Origin of the sequence: Amycolatopsis sp. NPDC005961, from assembly GCF_040629235.1 — a bacterium.
Classification (GTDB): Bacteria; Actinomycetota; Actinomycetes; order Mycobacteriales; family Pseudonocardiaceae; genus Amycolatopsis; species Amycolatopsis camponoti.
Window position 1 is genome coordinate 1 of the sequence record NZ_JBEXVF010000093.1, and the last position, 16,779, is coordinate 16,779.

Consider the following 16,779-nt stretch of genomic DNA (forward strand, 5'->3'; position numbering starts at 1 on the left):
GATCAACGCGTTCGCCATCACCTTCGGTGATCGCTGGCCGGGAGCCGAAACCTACTGATCAACAACGCCGGAAACACCGATCACGGGATAGACCCCTCACCGCAGCGCCCGGAGGAAGGATCCATCGGCATCGTGGTGGAGCGCGTCCGCCCCGAGGGCACGACGGAGCAGTTCGGCTGGTTCTGCCGCGAGTGCGGCACGAAGGTGCATTCGGTGGAGCTGCAGGTGCGGGACATCGTCGCCGACCTGCCGCCGGTGTTCGAGGCCTTCCACGCGTCCGTCGAGCAGCGCACGTGCGGAAACTGCGGCGCGCTGCACCCCGGTAAGGGCTGATCCGGTGTCCGATGTCATCGACGTGCACACCCACTACGTCCCGGCCGGCTGGCCGGACCTCGGTCCCGGACAGCCCTGGCTGCGCGTGGAGTCCGAACGCCAGGCGATGATCATGGTGGGGGAGACCGAGTTCCGGGCCATCGACTCGACCTGCTGGGACGCGTCGGCCCGGCTGGCCGACATGACGGCCGACGGGGTGCGGGCTCAGGTGGTCTCGCCCACGCCGCTGTTCTTCGGGTACGACCTGAGCGGTGCCGAGGCGGTCAAGGTCTGCCGGATCTTCAACGATCTCGCCCTGGACATCTGTGCACCCGATCGGGAGCGCTTCATCTCGTTCGCCCAGGTGCCGTTGCAGGACCCCGACGCGGCCTGCCGCGAACTCGACCGCTGCCTGGACGCCGGGCACGCCGGGGTGGAGATCGGCAACCACGTCGGCGACCAGGACCTCGACGCGGAAGGCGTCGTCACCTTCCTCCAGCACGCGGCCTCGCGCGGCGCGCCGGTCTTCGTGCACCCCTGGGACATGCCCACCTCGCCGCGGTTGGACCGCTGGATGGCGCGGTGGCTGACCGGGATGCCGGCGGAGACCCACCTCTCCGTGCTCGCCATGATCCTCGGCGGGGTGTTCGACCGGGTGCCGGACTCGCTGCGGATCTGTTTCGCGCACGGCGGCGGGTCGTTCGCGTTCTGGCTGGGGCGCCTGGAGAACGCCTGGCACCGCCGCCCGGACCTCATCGCCACCTCGCAGCGGCCGCCCTCGGCCTATCTCGGCCGGTTCAGCGTGGACAGCGTCGTCTTCGACCCCGTGGCCCTGCGCACGCTGGTCGACACCCTCGGCGCGGACCACGTGATGCTGGGCAGCGACTACCCCTACCCGCTGGGCGAACGGCCCGTCGGCCAGGTACTCCGGAAGGCCGACTTCCTCAGCGCCGCGGAGCGCGAGGCGATCGCCGGCGGCAACGCGCTGAGCTGGCTCGGGCGCGTGCCCGCCGACCAGCGGGTATGTCCATAGTGGGACACACGGCCGTGCGGCTATGCCCTGGCACGCAAGGCGGTCTACCGTCCTCGTATGGAAATACCGCGGATGCTGGACGGGCGGCTGAAGTTCCGCCACCTCCTGCTCGTCGAGGCGCTCTCCGGCCAGGGGAGCGTGGTCGGCGCCGCGGCCGCGCTCCACGTCACCCAGCCCGTGGTCACCCGCAGCCTCCAGGACCTCGAACGCATCCTCGGCGTCACCCTCTACGAACGCGGCCCGCGGGGGATCCGGCCCACCGAGTTCGGTGACGCCTTCACCGAGTACGCGCGCTCGGCGCTGGCCCAGATGAACCAGGCGAGCCGGCACCTCCAGGAGATCGCCGACGCCACCCGCGGCCACGTGGTCATCGGCACCCATCTCGCGGGCTCCAACCTCCTGCTGCCGCGGGCCATCGCCCATCTCAAGCGAGACCGCCCCGCCCTGAGGATCGTCGTGCGCGAAGCGACGCCTGGGGCGCTGCTCGAAGACCTCGTCGCCGGCAAGATCGACTTCATCGTCGGTCGCCTGGCGACGGTCCCCCCGGAGGGGGCGATCCAGCAGACGCTGCACGCGGAGACCATCCGCGTGATCGCGCGCAGCGGCCACCCGCTCGCGGAACGCACCGAGATCCCGCTCGACGAGCTGATCGCCTACCCGTGGATCCTGCCGGGGGTGGAGACGGCGCTGCGCACGGAGCTCGAGGAGTTCTTCCACCGCAACGACGTCTCCCTGCCCGCCAACCGCGTCGAGACGACCGCGTTCCTCACCATCCGCCAGCTCCTCGTGGAGACCGACATGGTGGCCGCGCTCCCGGAACTCATCGGCGCGAGCGACCCCCGGCTCACCGCACTGCCGATCTCACTCGACCTCGTCGGCGCACGCGTCGGGATCACGCTGGCGGCCGGCCGTCGGCTGAGCCCGGCTTCGGAGGCCATGATGCAGTCGCTGGTCGCGGTCGCGGATTCCGTGCATCCGCGGCCGGCTCGATCCGACTGAGTTCCGGCCGCGCGCCGGGCCGCCCGTCCCGGCGCGCCTGGTGAACCATTCCCGCTCCACCACGCCGATGTCCGCTCGTGCACGGGCGGGGTGACCGGTCAGCCAAGCATGTTCCGCATGGCGCGGTACCCCGCCAAGCGGTACTCGTCGGCCCTGGCGGGCTCGAGTGCCATCAGGTCCATGGTCGAATTCGCGACCGCCTCGACGAGAGCGCCGACGAACCGGATCGGCTGCTGCCGCAAGACACCTGTACGACTCGCCTCCTGGAAGAGTTCCACGCCGACGACGGACTCGAGCTCCGACTCCTGCCGCGTCCGGCTGCTCACGTACTCCGACACGCCGATCAGCAGCAGAGCGCGGCGACGAGCCGGGTTCCGCGTCCCCCAGTCGGTCCAGCGCCGCCAGATGAGCCACAGCTTGTCGTCCAGCGGGAGCGCGTCGTCGAGGTCGGCGATCGGAGTGCGGTTCCGCGAATTGCCCCTCACACCGGGCAAAGTGCTCGGTGGACTCGCCGCGCTGGAGGCGGAGTCCCGGGAAGCACGATCGACCGTCTGAGCCGACGCCGCCACGCTCCGGCCTCTCGCTCGGACGTGCGGGCCTCCGGCGACAACTCGCCGGCATCGTGGTCGCCCCTCACGACCGGGCGTGGTGCATCCGGACTCGATCGCCGGGTCAGGCCACTTCGACGACGACCTTGCCGAAGGCGCCGCGGTCGAGGTGGTCGAGGGCCGCGGGCAGCTCGGTGAGCGGGTAGCGCTCGTCGATCACCGGCTTCAGGCCGGTACGGTCGACGGCTCGGACGAGGTCTTCCAGCGCGCGGCGATGGCCGGTTCCTATGCCCTGGACGGTGATGTCCTTGAGCATCAGGGGCATCACGGGAGCTGTCACGTCAAAGCCCTCCAGCGCGCCGATCTGGTAGATCGTCCCACCGACCGCCGCGGTCTGGACGGCCTTTCCGAGATGCGCCCCGCCCACCACTTCGAGGATGTGGTCCGCGCCGCGGTCGTCGGTGATCTCGAGGATGGCCTCGATCCAGTCCTCACGCGTGCGGTCGACGCAGTGGTCGGCGCCGAGTTCCGCGGCGCGCGGCAGCTTGTGGGCGCTGCCGGACACGATGACCTCGGCGCCCAGTGCCTTCGCGAGCTGGATCCCGAACAGCGACACCCCGCCGGTCCCCTCGACCAGTACCGTGTCGCCGGCCCGCACTCCGCCACGTTCGGCGAGCGCGAACCACGCGGTCAGCCCGGCGCACGGCAACGTGCTGGCTTCCGCGTGTGCGAGCGTTCCCGGCGCGTGGACGAACCATTCCGCCGGCAAGGCCACGTATTCCGCCAGGACGCCCGGGTAGTGACCACCGAGGGTCCGGTAGGACGGCGTCCGGGCGTCGCCGTGGCGGCGGCCGTCGATCCAGTCCGGGGTGAAGGTGGAGATCACGTGCTCGCCGATGGCGAAGCGGGTGACCTCGTCGCCGGTCGCCACCACTGTTCCCGACAGGTCGGAACCGGGGGTGAACGGAAAGGAAAGCGGCAACCCCCGCCCGCTTTCGGTGACCATCTTGTCGCGGTAGTTGAGTGCGACGGCCGCCACCTGCACCAGAACTTCGCCCCGCTGCGGCTGGGGAACCGGAACGTGCCTGAGTTCCAGCCGATCGCGGCCGATGTCGTCCATTTCCCAGCGCCGCATGGTCTCGGTCATCAAAAGCTCCCCGTCGTTGTCGTATCTCTGTCGCGGGCGCGCCGACCGCATACCTCAGTTCGGCTCGGACGTTCTCTGGCCCGTCGTACCGCTGTCGCTGCTCTGCCGATCGGGTTCGGTCGGGGCAGTGCGGCCGGCCATGCTGGCGAGCAGGGCCAGCGACTGTTCTGCCGCGGAGCCCGGGGCCGCCGAGTAGAGGTACAGCGTCTGCCCGACCGACCCCGTCACGGAGAGGGATTGGTAGTTCACCGTGATCTCGCCGACGAAGGGATTGTTGTAACGCTTCGTGCCATCAGTCCGCTCGTGCACGTCGTGGCGTGCCCACATCGTGCGGAATTCCGCGCTTTTCAGCGACAGCTCGCCGACCAGCTCGGTCAGGCGCGGGTCGTCGAGGTCGGTGCCGGCCGTGGACCGGACGCTCGCGACCACACTGTGCGCGATCGTGGTCCAGTCCGGGTAGATCTCGCGTGCGGCGGGGTCGAGGAACACGTCACGCATGAGGTTCCGGCCGGGGGTGAACCCTTCGTTGAGCAGCGTCGCGAGCTCGTTGGCGGCCAGCACGTCGCGGTACCGGCCGATCACCACCGCGGGATTGGCGGTCCAGCTTTCCACCAGCCGGGCGAGACCGGCACGTACCTTTTCCGGCCGGTGCGCACGTCGCCGCCGCGGAGGCGGGGCCGTGGCAAGCTGCCGCAGGTGCGCCGACCCGGCGTCGTCCAGTTGCAGCGCTCGCGCGATCGCGTCGAGCACGGCCGCGGACGGGTTGCGATCGCGCCCCTGTTCGAGCCGTGCGTAGTAGTACGGGCTCACCCCGGCGAGGAACGCGACCTCCTCGCGCCTGAGCCCCGACACCCGTCGGCGACCCTGGTCCGGCAGCCCTTGCGCCACCGGGTCCAGTAGCGCTCGCCTGGCCCTCAGGAACTCGCCCAGCGAGTTGTCGGCGTCGAGGTGGTGCATGTTTCCCACAGTAGGCAACTCTCCCCGAAGCTGACACACCCTGAGAGGGTGACCATCAGCGCTCCCGGGCGACGCGGCATGAGGGGACACTGTGCCGCCGGCTTTCGTCCGCGTCCGGCGATTCCACAGTGGAGTGTCGACGGAACGCCGTGCTCGATCAGCTGGGGAACCGTTCCACCCCAACGGACTCCACCACGCTGGCCCGATGATCGCGGCCACCGGCACTTCCGGTCACCGAACCTTCTCGTAAGCTGGCGTCATGCGGCTGTTCCACCAGGTAGACGTCTTCGCCGACGAGTTCCCCTACGGCAATCCCGTCGCCGTCGTGCACAACGCTGACGACCTGAGCACCACCGACATGGCGGCCATCGCGCGGTGGACCAACCTGGCCGAAACCACGTTCCTCCTCACCCCGACGCACCCCTCGGCCGACTACCGCCTCCGGATCTTCACCATCAGCCGCGAACTGCCCTTCGCCGGCCACGCCACCCTCGGAGCGGCACGCGCCTGGCTGGCAGCCGGCAACACCCCCGGCCGAGCCGGCCGGATCGAGCAGCAGTGCGGCGCCGGCCCGGTCCACCTACGCTCCGACGCCGACCTCTTGTGGTTCGCTGCGCCGCCGCTGTTGCGCGACGCCCCCGTGACCGACTACGAGCTGCGTGCTCTTGCCGCCGGGCTGCGCATCGAACCGGAACGGATCACGGCGGCCCGGTGGGCCGACAACGGCCCCGGGTGGGTCGTCGTCCTGCTTGCTTCCGCGGAAGCCGTCCTGGCCATCACTCCCGACTACGGACGGTTGAGCGGATTTTCCGCCGTCGGCGTCGTCGGGCCGCACCCGGCGGGAAGCGAGGCGCTGTTCGAGGTCCGGGCGTTCACCGACGAGGGCACCCGCTGGGAGGAGGACCCGGTCACCGGCAGCCTCAACGCGGCTGTCGCGCAGTGGCTGATTCCAGCGGGCGGCGCCCCCGCGCGGTACACCGCCACGCAGGGCGCGGCACTTCAGCGCCGGGGCCGAATCCACCTTTCCCACCACGACGGCGAGATCTGGGTCGGAGGCCGCACGGCACTCGGCATCACCGGGCAGTGGCACTAGGTTCCGGGCCTTCTCGAGCCCACGGCGGCGGGTTCCGAACTGCACGCGCGCGTGAGACGCCTGGCCCAACCGGGTCGCTGGGGGCCACCGCAAACGATCGCGGTCCGGGCCTCGAGCATGAAGTCCACGCGTGTCCTTTCCGGTCAGTGGTCCGGTGCGGGACGGTACAGCGATTTCCGCGATAGCGAACGGATAGCGCGCCTGAGCCACGATCACCCCGTCGATTCCCGCTAACGAGAGGAGTGATCATGGCTCGCATGATCAACACCCTGGGCGACCGGTTGCTGGGGCTGTTCCTGCGCGAGGTGAAGGCCGGCGCCTGCGTGCCCGAGCACGGCCAGGTCTGCAAGACGTTCCACTTCGACTGCTACGGCAGCTGCAAGTAACCGGTGGCGCTCGCGCCTTTCCCGTCGCGGTTCTCGGGGCGGGAAAGGCGTGGCCCGGCAAGGGAGGTCACCGATGATCAGCGCGCAGTTCGTGCTCGCCGCCCGGGTACTGGCCGGGCTCGTGTTCGGGGTCGCGGCCGTCGGCAAGCTCGCCGGGCGGGCGCGGCTGGCGGAGTTCGCCGCGTCGCTGGCGCCGCTCGGCCGGTCGCCGGTGGGCTGGCTGCCGGTCGCCGCCGGGACCGCCGTCGCCGAGCTGGCCGTGGCCGGGCTCGTCGCGTTCCCCGCCACCTCCCGGCTCGGGCTGGGGCTCGCGACGGCGGTGCTGCTCGTCTTCTGCGCCGCGATCGCCCGGTCGATGCGGGCCGGCCGCCGCGTCACCTGCCGCTGCTTCGGCCGCTCCGGGGCGGTGCTCGGCCGGGCCCACCTCGTCCGCAACGCACTGCTCGCCGCGGGGACCGCCGCCGCGGTTGCCGTCCCGCCGGGACCGGCGCTCGGCCTCGACACCGGGGCGGCCGCCGCGCTCGTCGGCGCGTTCGCCGCGCTCGTCGCGATCAACTGGGACAGCCTGGCCGGCCTGGTCGGCAAGGCGGACACCGCCAACCACTGAAAGAGGTATCCCATGTCATTCCTGGTGGCCGTGGTCGCGGTGCTGGCCGTGCTGACGGTGCTCAACCTCCTGCTGTCCGCGGCGATCATCCGGCTGCTGAACGAGCAGCGGCGGCCGGCGCTGCCCGCGCTGCCGGCGGCGGGCACCGAGATCGGGGCGTTCGAGGTGACCGACGCCGACGGCGAGACGGTCACCGACCGCGAGCTGGACGACGCGCTCGTCGCGTTCCTGTCGCCGACCTGCGGGCCTTGTCAGCGCATCGCCGGCCAGCTCACCGAGCCGGCCGTCGCCTTCGTCATCGATGGCGGAGACCGGGACGCGGCCGTCGAGTACGCGGCCGGGCTGGGACCCGCGGTGCGCGTCGCCTTCGTCGGCGACCGCAGCCCGGTGGCGGCCGCGTTCGGTGCGGGTGACGTCACCCCGACGCTGATCCGCGTGCGGGACCGGCGGATCACCGCCGCCGGCCACGACCTCGACGCTGTGCGCCCGCAGCCCGTCCGATGAACCCGCTCCGGGCGGCGGGTCCCGCGTTCGGGGTCGCCTGGCGCGCGTCGCGGGTGGCCACCGGCGCCACGATCGCGCTGGCGGTGCTCGCCTCGGCCCTGCCGGCGGTGTCGGCGTGGCTGGGGAAGCTGCTGTTCGACGAGCTGACCGGCGGCCGGGACCAGGGCCTGATCGTGCTGCTGGCCATCGGCTCGGCGGCCGGCCTCGCCTGCGCGACCGCGATCACCGCGGTCGCGTCGTACTGCACCTCGATCGTGCGGGCCAAGTCCGCGATCGAGGCGGAGGACCGGCTGGTCGGCGCGGTCGGCGCGCTGCCGGGACTGCGCCGGCTCGAGGAGCCGGCGTTCCTGGACCAGGTGCGGCTGGCCGAGCAGGGCGCGCAGGAGGCGGCGCCGGCGGTGCTGGCGCTGACCGTCGAATCGGTGCGCACCGTGGTCGCCGTACTCGCGTTCGGCGGCGCGGTCCTGCTCGTGTGGCCGCCGATGGCCGGGCTGCTCGCCGTGTCCCTGGCGGCCGCCGCGATCTCCCAGCTGACCCTGTCCCGGCTGCGCGCGCGGGAGGTCGAGGCCATGATGACCACCCACCGCGAGCGGTTCCTGTTCCGCTCGCTGTGCTCGGACATCCGGGCGGCCAAGGAGATCCGGCTCTTCGGCCTCGCGGATCTGTTCCGGTCGCGGATGGTGGCCGCGGTCCGCACGGCCACCGCGAGCGAGTGCGCGATGCAGCGCCGGATCGCGGTCGCCGGGGTCACCGCCGCGATCGTGTCGGCGGTGGTGGCCGGCGTCGCCCTCGTGGTCGCCGCGACCGGCGCCGCCCGGGGGTCGCTGTCCATCGGCGACGTCACCCTCTTCACCGCCGCGGTGGCCGGCATCCAGTCCCCGGTGAGCACGCTGCTGGGCCAGCTCGGCCGGGCCGGCGGCTCGCTCGGGTTGTTCAAGCACTACCTCGACGTCGTGACGACCGAACCCGACCTGGCCTCCGGAACGGACCCCGTGCCCGCGCTGAGCGCCGGCATCGAACTGCGTGACGTCTGGTTCCGCTACGACGCGACCGGCCCGTGGGTGCTGCGCGGGGTGAACCTGGTGATCCCCGGCGGCGCGGCGGTCGGGCTGGTCGGGGTGAACGGCGCGGGCAAGTCGACGCTCGTGAAGCTGCTGTGCCGCTTCTACGACCCGGACCGCGGCCGGATCCTGTGGGACGGCGTGGACATCCGCTCCTGCGACCCGGCCGCGTTGCGGGCCCGCATCGGCGCCACCTTCCAGGACTTCACCAGCTACGACCTGACCGCGGCCGACAACATCGGCATCGGTGACGTCGCCCGTCTCGGCGATCTCGACCGCGTCCGCGCGGCGGCCCGCCTGGCCGAGATCGACCCGGCGCTGTCGGCGTTGCCGCGCGGCTACGAAACCCTGCTGTCGCGGGCGTTCCTGGACGTCGACGACAAGGCCGGGGCGGCGCTGTCCGGCGGCCAGTGGCAGCGGGTGGCGCTGGCCCGGTCGCTCATGCGCGCCGAAGCCGACCTGCTCATCCTCGACGAACCCAGCTCCGGCATGGACGCCGACGCCGAGGCCAGGACCCACGAGGCCCTGCGCGCCCACCGGGCCGGCCGGACCAGCGTGCTGATCTCCCACCGCCTCTCCGCCCTGCGCGGCGCGGACCGGATCGTCGTGCTCGGCGACGGCCGGGTGATCGAAGAGGGCACCCACGACGAGCTGCTCACCGCGGGCGGCGAGTACGCCCGGCTGTTCTCGTTGCAGGCCAAGGGATACGCGATGGTGGAGGCGTGATGGCCGGGCTCGCCGCGGTCGTGGCGGTATTGGTGCTGCTGGTCGTGCTGCTGCGCCGCCGGTACGTGGTGGCCCGCGTCCGGGGCCACAGCATGTCCCCGACCTTCCGCGACGGCGAGCGGGTGGTCGCGACCCGGCGACGGCACTACCGCGTCGGCGACGTGATCGTCTTCCGCGCGCGAACCGGGGCGAAGGACGTCGCGTGGCGCATCAAGCGGATCGCCGCGGTCGCCGGCGACCCCGTGCCCGCCTGGCTGGCGGCCGACCACCCGGTCGTCCCGGCCGGCCGGGTGGTGGTGACCGGCGACAACACCGGCCACAGCCAGGATTCCCGCCAGCTCGGCTACGTCGACCTGGCCGGCGTCGCCGGTGCGGTCCCTCACCGCCCGGCGCCGGAGGGCACCTGACAGTCGATCTCCGCCAGCACCTTCTCGACGCCGACCCGTTCGACCGGGCTGTCGAACCGGTCCTGCAGGCGCAGGGACGCGTGGGCGACGCGGCGCGCGGCGGCCCGGTCACCGGCGGCCAGCTCGATCGAGGCCAGCGCGAGCAGTGCCGCGGACTCGGCGTCCGGGCGGCGGATGCGACGGGCCAGGCCCAGCGCGCGGTCGGCGGATCTCCGGGCGGCGGGCAGGTCGCCGTTCGCCCGGTGGGCGTCGGCTTCGGCGGTGAGGCACCAGGTCTGGCCGATCGGGTCGCCGTTCCGCTCGGACAGGCCGCGGGCTTCTTCGGCGAGGCCGGCCGCGGCCGCCGCGTCGCCGCAGGCCAAGGCCGTGCGCGAGACCACGAGCCGCACCTGCGCCCGGGTCTTCCAGTCGCCGGCGGCGTCGGCCAGCCGCAGGGCCTTCGTGCCGTGCAGCCGCGCCGCGCGGAGGTCGCCGAGGTGGTCCCGGTACAGGGCGGCCAGCGTGGCGTGGCCGCCCGACATGCCCGCCAGGTTGCCGGACTTCCGGAAGCACACGACCGCCTCGCGCGCGGCGGTGATCGCGCGGTGCCAGTCACGGCACCGCTCGTACGCGTCACCCAGCTTGGTCAGCACCTCCGCCCGCAGCGCGAGGTCGACGTCGGCCAATGGCACCTCGGTCAGGATGGCGACGACGTCGGCGTACCGGCCGCGGTGCATCCGCGCCGTCGCCGCGACCAGCGCCGCGGTCACCCGCACCACCGGGTCCGCGCCGGCGACGTTCGCCAGCCGCGCGCCCGCCCGGGCGCCGTGGTCGGACAGGTCGAGCCGCACGAGCGGTGCCCGCAGCACCAGCAGCAGCGCCGCCGCGGGCCGGGGCAGGCCGCCGCGCACGGCCAGGCCGAACACGGCGAGCAGGACGTCGACGTCCGCGCCCAGCCACGGCAGCGGCTCCCGCACCACCCGCCCCAGCACGTCCTGGTCGAGCCGCGCGGCGGTCTCGGCGAGCACCGGGTAACCGGCCGGCAGGCCCAGCACGCCCTCGTGGGCGTGCCTGGTCAGCGCGACCGCCCACCCGGCCAGCCGGTCCAGGGCGGGCGGGGCGAGCGACGGCCCGACCGTGCGGCAGTAGGCCCGCACGAGGTCGTGCATCCGGTAGCGGGGCACCCCGTCCCGCCCGGGGCCGGCCCGGTCGAGCAGGTTCATCGCGCACAGGTGGGCCAGCACTTCGTCGGTGCGGGGGAGCGGCACGTCGAGCGCGGCCGCGAGCGGCCAGCCGGTGAACGTCGGCGACCCGATCGCCGCAAGCGCCAGCATCGCGGCCCGCGCATCCCGGTCCAGCAACCGGAAACTGGCGTCGAGGCTGTCCCGCACGCTGCGCTGCCCGGCCACCAGCTCCCGCATCCGCCTCGATTCGTCGGACAGCCGCGCGGCCAGCTCCGCCACGCTGAGCTTCGGGTACGCGGCGAGTTGCGCCCCGGCGATCCGCAACGCGAGCGGCACGCCCCCGCACGCCTCGAGCACCGTGGCGACCGTGCCCTCGCCTTCGGTCAGCCGGGCCGCGCCCGCCGCGTTCGCCAGCACTGTCGCGGCAACCTCGTCGGACAGCGGGGCGAGCGGCACCCGGACCGACGGCTCGACTTCGGGCAGCACGGACCGGCTGGTCACGATCGTGGCGCAGCCCGGGCCGGCGGTCAGGAGCGGCTCGATCTGCCGGGCGGTGGCGGCGTTGTCCAGCACCACGAGCACCCGCTTGCCCGCCGTGCGGCTGCGGAACTCCGCCGTGCGCTCCTCGACGCCGGCCGGGACCGACCGCGCCGGCACGCCGAGCGCCCGGAGGAAAGACGCGAGGATCTCGTGCGGCGCGGCCGGCCGGGCGTCGGCGCCCCGCAGGTCGGCGTAGAGCTGCCCGTCGGGGTAGGCGTGCACCGACGCCGCGCCCGCGTGCACGGCCAGCGCCGTCTTGCCGATCCCCGGCATCCCGGTGACCAGCACCAGCGGTGGCGCGTCGGTCCGGCGCGCCAGCGCGGCCCTGATCGTGGCCGCCTCGGCGTCGCGCCCGGCGAACCCGGAGGCCCGCGGCGGCAGCTGGGCGGGCACCACGGTCACCGCCGGCGGCGCCTCGACCGCGAGGATTTCCGCCTCCAGCGCGAGCAGCTCCCGGGACGGATCCACCCCCAGCTCGTCGCGCAGCACGCGTCGGGCCTCCTGGAACGCCGCCAGCGCGTCGGCCCGCCGCCCGGCGCGGTGCAGCGCCAGCATCCGGCGGCGGTGCAGGCCCTCGCGCAGAGGGTGCGCCTGGACCAGCGCGGTCAGCTCGGGCAGCAACCGTGAGGCCCGCCCGCACGCGATCTCCGCGTCGATCCACTCCTCGGCCAGGCAGATCCGCAGCTCGTCCAGCCGGGGCAGCTCGGCACCGGCGAGGTGCGCGCTCACCCCGCCCAGCGGCGTGCCGGTCCACCGGTCGAGCGCCGACCGCAGCAGGCCGGCCGCGTCCGCGGGATCGCCGGCCGCCCGCGCCGTCCTCAGCAGCCGCCGCACCTCGCCGACGTCGGCGAGGCAGTCCAGCAGGTACCCGCTCGGCACGGTGACCACGGCCGCGGCCGCGCCCGCCCGGTCGAGCGCGGCCCGGAGCTTGGACACCTGGATGTGCACCTGGGTCCGCGCGGTGGCCGGGGGCCGCTCGCCCCACAGGGCGTCGATCAGCCGGTCCACCGACACCGGCTGGCGGCCGGCGAGCGCCAGCGCGGCGAGCACCGTGCGCCCCAACCGCCCCTTGACCGGTACCGGTGTCCCGTGGACCCGCGCGCCGACCGGGCCGAGCACCGTGGCTTCCAGCAATCCCGTGCCCTTCAAGATCGGCGGCGTGTACGTCCGCTCCAAGGCGTGCTCGACCACGCCGTGACGGTTCGATTTCGTGCGCTCGGCGGCGGTGGGTCCTCCCGCGGCGCGGTGGTCAGCGGGCGTCGGCCTTCCCCAGGAAGTGCCGCCCGGTGACGAAAGAGCTCGGCTCCGCACCCGCGCCTTCCCCAGCCGGGTGGTGCCACTCTCGCGGTGCCGACCGTGCCAGCGGCTCGCGAGCGCCGTCAACCGGCCCGAAAACGTTTCGCGCTGACCCGAAACGTGCGGCCGCTCCCCGGATCGCGCCGCCGCTTGTCCGTTTTGGACGGAGTAGGCAGCGGAACCGCGGCCACCATGGCGGTATGGCGTTCACCGAACCACCCGATCCCGGCCACGCGCGCACGCTGGACGAGCTGGTCGCGCAGCTGCGGCTGCTCAAGACGTGGGCGGGTGGCCCGTCGTACGCGCAGATCGCCGAGCGGGTGAACCGGCTCTGGACCGCGGCCGGGCGCCCGCCCGGCGAGCGCACGGCCCGCACGACGGTCGCCGACTGCTTCAAGACCGGCCGCGCCCGCCCCAACACCGATCTGGTGCTGGCCGTCGTCGAGGTGCTGCACCCCGCCCCGGGTTACGTCGCCGCCTGGCAGGAAATGCTGCGGGTGATCCGCAGCCGCGCGGAAGCGGCGACCTTCGTGCAGGCCCAGCTCGGCCTGCCCGAGGCGATACCGCACTTCACCGGGCGTCGCGCGGAGCTCGCGCGGCTGTCCGCCGTGCTCGGCGGCGCCGCGGGCGGACAGGTGGCGGCGATCGCGGGCATGGCCGGGGTCGGCAAGACCGGGCTGGCGGTGCACGCGGCCCACGCGCTGCTGCGCACGGGCCGGTTCGACAACGCGCTCTTCGTGAACCTGCGCGGTTTCCACCCCGACCCCGGCCGGCCGCCGGTGGATCCGGCCGCGGTGCTCGACTCCTTCCTGCGGCTGCTCGGCGTGCCCGGGCACGCCGTACCCGCCGACCTGCCGGGCAAGCAGCGGCTGTACCGGGAGCGCTCGGCCGGGCGGCGCCTGCTCGTCGTGCTCGACAACGCACGCGGTGAGGACGAGGTCCGGCCCCTGCTGCCCGACGAACGGGGCGGGCCGGTGCTGGTCACCAGCCGCACGGCGCTTTCCGGGCTGACCGGCGCGGTCCACGTGCGGCTGGACGTGCTGGATCCGGACGAGGCGGTGGCCTACCTGCGGCGCACCGTCGGCGCGGCGCGGGTCGACCGGGAGCCCGGCGTCGCCCGGCGGATCACCGCCGAGCTGGGCCACCTGCCGCTCGCGCTGACCCTCGCCGCGTTGCGGATGACCGCGCCGGCCCACCGGTCGTGGCGGCTGGCCGACCACCTCGAGCGGCTCGAGCAGCGGCGCGCGCACCTGCGCCTCGACAACGCCGTGGACGCGTCGATCAGCCTGTCCTACGACCAGCTCGACGAGCCGGAACAGCGGGCTCTGCGGTTGCTGGCCCTGCACCCGGGCGCGGACCTGGACGCCTACGGCATCGCCGCGCTCGCCGGTGCGGACCTGGCCGAGGCGACCCGGACCGCGGACCGGCTCGCCGCCGCGAGCCTCGTGCGGCGCCGCGGGGCGGACCGGCTGGAACTGCACGACCTCGTCCGGGCGTTCGCGATGGCCCGCGCCCAGGACGAGGACGTCTCCGCCGGCCGGCGGGCCGCGCTGGCGCGTCTGCTCGACTACTACGCGTTCGCCGCCGTCACCGCGATGGACCGGTACGCGCCGCGTGTGCGTGAGCACCTGCCGCGCGTCCCCGACCCCGGCTTGCCGGTCCCGCCGCTGACCGATCGCGCGGAGGCGGCCGCGTGGCTGGACGCCGAACGGGCCAACCTGGTCGGGGCCGGCGTCCACGGGGTGGCGTCGGGCCACGCGGGACTGCTGTCGCGGATTCTGTTCCGCTATCTGCAGACCGGCGGCTACCTCAGCGAAGCGCTGGTCCTGCACACGAGCGCGGCGGAGTCGGCGGACCCGGTCGCCCGCGGGCACGCCCTGGTGAGCCTCGCGGCCACCCACGGCCAGGTCGGCCGCTACGAGGTGGCGGCGCGGTGCGCCGGCCAGGCGCTGGACTGCTTCCGCGGGGCGGAAGACCGCTGGGGCGAGTGCCGGGCGCTCGGCACGCTGGGCGCGATCGCCTCCTGGGACGCCGACTTCGCGCGTTCGGCGGGGTTCCTGCGGGAGGCGCTGGCCCTGGCCCGCGAGGTCGGCGACCGGTCGGGCGAACGCACCGCGCTGACCAACCTCGGCTACGTCCACGGTCGGCTGGGCCGGTCCGCCGAGGCACTGGAGTTCCACGAGCGGGCGCTCACCATCGACCAGCGGGTCGGCGACCCGAGCGACACGGGCCGCACCCTGCTCAACATCGGCGACACGCACCTGCGGTCCGGCCGGCACGCCGAGGCCCGCGGGTACTTCCGCCGCGCGACGGCCATCGCCGAGCAGGCGGGCGACCGGGACCTGCACGTGGAAGCGCTGCTGTGCCTCGCCGACGCGTCGGCGGAGCTCGGCCGCACCGACCACGCCCGGGCGACGCACGAGTGCGCGCTGGCGATGGCGGTGGACCTCGGCAGCCTGCACCAGGCGGCCCGTGCGCACACCGGTCTCGCCCGGGCCCTGACCGCGCTGGGCGACTCGGTGCGGGCCCGGCACCACTGGCTCGCCGCCCGTGACCACCACCGCGAGCTGGGCCTGCCGGAGCCGGCCGAGATCACCGCGGGCGTGGGCGGGCCGGTCACCGCCGGCGGGTGAGGGCGTCCGGGTTCGTCCGGGATTGCTGCCCGGGGACGCGGCTGCCCGCAATGCTCGCAGCCGGCGCGGGATCGCGGAACCGCATCCCGCACCGTGGACGTCCACCGTCGAAGGGAGAAATCATGGGGCGCCTGATCGACCGCGTGCTCACCCGGATCGTGCCCACCGCCAAGGCTTCCGCCTGCAGCGGCACCTACTTCTGCAACGCCGCGGGCCACCCCGGCTACTGGTACCGGTTCTGCTGCCCGCAGGACGGCTGCGAGTGGACCAAGGTCCGCAGCAGCTGCTGAGCACCGTCCCGGGCTTGCCGGTCGGTGTCCGCCCCTTCCCCGCGGACACCGCCCGGCGTCTAAGGAGTGACATGGAGTACCTCCGGGCGGCCGCCGCGGCGCTGCTCGCCGTGGTGTTCGCCGCCTCGTCGGTGGCGAAGCTGCGCGACTTCCGCGGGTTCGCGCGGTCGGTGCCCGTGCTGGTGCCGATGCCGGCGAGGTGGGTCCTGCCGGTGTCGGTGGCCGTCGTGGCCGCCGAAGGGAGCATCGCGGCCCTCGCGGTCGTGCCCGCCACGGCGACGGCGGCGTTCGTCCTCGCCGTCGGCTTGCTGCTGGCGTTCACCACCGCCATCGCCGCTTCGCTGCGCCGCGGCCGGCCCGCGCCGTGCCGCTGCTTCGGCGCGGCCGACACTCCGGTCGGACCGCGTCACCTGGCCCGCAACAGCGCGCTGGCCATCTTGGCCGTCCTCGGCGCGCTCGCGCCGGAGCACCTGCCGCCCGTCGCCGGTGCGGCCGTCGCTCTGGCGGCGGGTGTGGTGGCCGCCGTGCTCGTCATCGCGATGGATGACATCGCCGTCGTGTTCGCAAGGAGTTCCTGATGCCTTTCGTCGTCGCCGCCCTGGTGCTGCTCGGCCTGCTGTGCCTCGTGAACCTGCTCCTGACCGTCGGGATCCTGCGCCGGATGCGGGCCCAGAGCGCCGCCGAGACGCTCTTCGCGCTGCGCCCGGGTTCGGCCATCGGCGAGTTCGCCGCCACCACGACCGACGGCGAGCCGGTCACCACCGCCACGCTGACCGGCACGGTGGCGTTCTTCTCCGCCGACTGCGCGGCCTGTCACGACGCTCTCCCGGATTTCCTGGCCTACGCCCGCGATCAGGGCCGGGACAACGTCTTCGCCGTCTTCGGCGGAGACGAGCCGGACACCGTGCGCGCGCTCGCCGAGGTCGCGCGGGTGGTGCCGGCGGACCTCGACGGCGGCCCGGTCGCCGCCGCGTTCCGCAACACCTGGACCCCCGCGATGTACGTGGTGGCCGACGGGCGGGTGGTCGCGACCGCGGGCCGGGTGCCCGAGCTGCCCGTGCCCGCCGGGCGCTGACC

17 protein-coding genes are annotated in these 16,779 nt (G+C 73.9%); 13 read left to right on the forward strand and 4 right to left on the reverse strand.

Features of this window, described 5'->3' with window-relative positions; all coding sequences use genetic code 11:
- Nucleotides 1-87: 87 nt before the first annotated feature.
- The 3 genes from ABZ342_RS43965 to ABZ342_RS43975 are packed head-to-tail and all read left to right on the forward strand — an operon-like array spanning nt 88 to nt 2,344.
- Nucleotides 88-333 carry a hypothetical protein gene (locus tag ABZ342_RS43965; RefSeq protein WP_360486656.1) on the forward strand — a complete coding sequence of 82 codons (246 nt, stop codon included), beginning with the start codon at nt 88-90 and terminating at the stop codon, nt 331-333.
- Nucleotides 334-337: 4 nt separating this feature from the next.
- On the forward strand, nt 338-1,345 hold the full coding sequence (locus tag ABZ342_RS43970) for an amidohydrolase family protein (protein WP_360486551.1): 1,008 nt from the start codon (nt 338-340) through the stop codon (nt 1,343-1,345).
- 57 nt (nt 1,346-1,402) lie between these two features.
- Nucleotides 1,403-2,344 carry a LysR substrate-binding domain-containing protein gene (locus ABZ342_RS43975; protein WP_360486554.1) on the forward strand — a complete coding sequence of 314 codons (942 nt, stop codon included), beginning with the start codon at nt 1,403-1,405 and terminating at the stop codon, nt 2,342-2,344.
- Between the two features lie 98 nt (nt 2,345-2,442).
- Here ABZ342_RS43975 and ABZ342_RS43980 read toward each other — a convergent pair whose 3' ends face one another.
- From ABZ342_RS43980 to ABZ342_RS43990, 3 genes are all read right to left on the reverse strand, one after another.
- Nucleotides 2,443-2,829, reverse strand: a complete 387-nt coding sequence (locus tag ABZ342_RS43980; protein WP_360486557.1) for a hypothetical protein — start codon at nt 2,827-2,829, stop codon at nt 2,443-2,445.
- A gap of 187 nt (nt 2,830-3,016) precedes the next feature.
- Nucleotides 3,017-4,039, reverse strand: a complete 1,023-nt coding sequence (locus tag ABZ342_RS43985) for an NAD(P)-dependent alcohol dehydrogenase (protein ID WP_360486560.1) — start codon at nt 4,037-4,039, stop codon at nt 3,017-3,019.
- A gap of 54 nt (nt 4,040-4,093) precedes the next feature.
- Nucleotides 4,094-4,996: a helix-turn-helix transcriptional regulator gene (locus ABZ342_RS43990; protein WP_360486563.1), complete on the reverse strand. Its 903-nt coding sequence runs from the start codon at nt 4,994-4,996 to the stop codon at nt 4,094-4,096.
- A gap of 259 nt (nt 4,997-5,255) precedes the next feature.
- On the opposite strand from ABZ342_RS43990, the gene ABZ342_RS43995 reads away from it, so the two are divergent.
- The 6 genes from ABZ342_RS43995 (at nt 5,256) to ABZ342_RS44020 (ending at nt 9,780) form a co-directional block, all read left to right on the forward strand.
- Nucleotides 5,256-6,089 (forward strand): PhzF family phenazine biosynthesis protein, encoded by an 834-nt coding sequence (locus ABZ342_RS43995; protein WP_360486565.1) that lies wholly within the window; start codon nt 5,256-5,258, stop codon nt 6,087-6,089.
- 248 nt (nt 6,090-6,337) lie between these two features.
- A complete protein-coding gene (locus ABZ342_RS44000; protein ID WP_360486567.1) occupies nt 6,338-6,475 on the forward strand; it encodes a hypothetical protein in 138 nt (45 codons plus the stop codon).
- A 73-nt stretch (nt 6,476-6,548) separates the two neighbouring features.
- Nucleotides 6,549-7,082, forward strand: coding sequence for a MauE/DoxX family redox-associated membrane protein (locus ABZ342_RS44005; protein ID WP_360486570.1), 534 nt, complete (start codon nt 6,549-6,551; stop codon nt 7,080-7,082).
- Between the two features lie 12 nt (nt 7,083-7,094).
- Nucleotides 7,095-7,586, forward strand: coding sequence for a hypothetical protein (locus ABZ342_RS44010; protein ID WP_360486573.1), 492 nt, complete (start codon nt 7,095-7,097; stop codon nt 7,584-7,586).
- Nucleotides 7,583-9,373 (forward strand): ABC transporter ATP-binding protein, encoded by a 1,791-nt coding sequence (locus ABZ342_RS44015; protein WP_360486576.1) that lies wholly within the window; start codon nt 7,583-7,585, stop codon nt 9,371-9,373. The genes ABZ342_RS44010 and ABZ342_RS44015 overlap by 4 nt, the downstream gene beginning before the upstream one ends.
- Nucleotides 9,373-9,780 carry a S26 family signal peptidase gene (locus ABZ342_RS44020; RefSeq protein WP_360486579.1) on the forward strand — a complete coding sequence of 136 codons (408 nt, stop codon included), beginning with the start codon at nt 9,373-9,375 and terminating at the stop codon, nt 9,778-9,780. The genes ABZ342_RS44015 and ABZ342_RS44020 overlap by 1 nt, the downstream gene beginning before the upstream one ends.
- Here ABZ342_RS44020 and ABZ342_RS44025 read toward each other — a convergent pair.
- Nucleotides 9,753-12,674 (reverse strand): BTAD domain-containing putative transcriptional regulator, encoded by a 2,922-nt coding sequence (locus tag ABZ342_RS44025; protein ID WP_360486582.1) that lies wholly within the window; start codon nt 12,672-12,674, stop codon nt 9,753-9,755. The genes ABZ342_RS44020 and ABZ342_RS44025 overlap by 28 nt on opposite strands.
- 305 nt (nt 12,675-12,979) lie before the next feature.
- Here ABZ342_RS44025 and ABZ342_RS44030 point away from each other — a divergent pair, with 305 nt between their 5' ends.
- From ABZ342_RS44030 to ABZ342_RS44045, 4 genes are all read left to right on the forward strand, one after another.
- Nucleotides 12,980-15,412, forward strand: a complete 2,433-nt coding sequence (locus tag ABZ342_RS44030; protein ID WP_360486585.1) for a tetratricopeptide repeat protein — start codon at nt 12,980-12,982, stop codon at nt 15,410-15,412.
- A 122-nt stretch (nt 15,413-15,534) separates the two neighbouring features.
- Complete coding sequence (locus ABZ342_RS44035) at nt 15,535-15,702, forward strand: hypothetical protein (protein ID WP_196425352.1); 168 nt, start codon at nt 15,535-15,537, stop codon at nt 15,700-15,702.
- Nucleotides 15,703-15,773: 71 nt separating this feature from the next.
- On the forward strand, nt 15,774-16,280 hold the full coding sequence (locus tag ABZ342_RS44040; protein WP_360486588.1) for a MauE/DoxX family redox-associated membrane protein: 507 nt from the start codon (nt 15,774-15,776) through the stop codon (nt 16,278-16,280).
- Complete coding sequence (locus tag ABZ342_RS44045; protein WP_360486591.1) at nt 16,280-16,777, forward strand: TlpA disulfide reductase family protein; 498 nt, start codon at nt 16,280-16,282, stop codon at nt 16,775-16,777. The genes ABZ342_RS44040 and ABZ342_RS44045 overlap by 1 nt, the downstream gene beginning before the upstream one ends.
- The last annotated feature ends 2 nt before the right edge of the window (nt 16,778-16,779 follow it).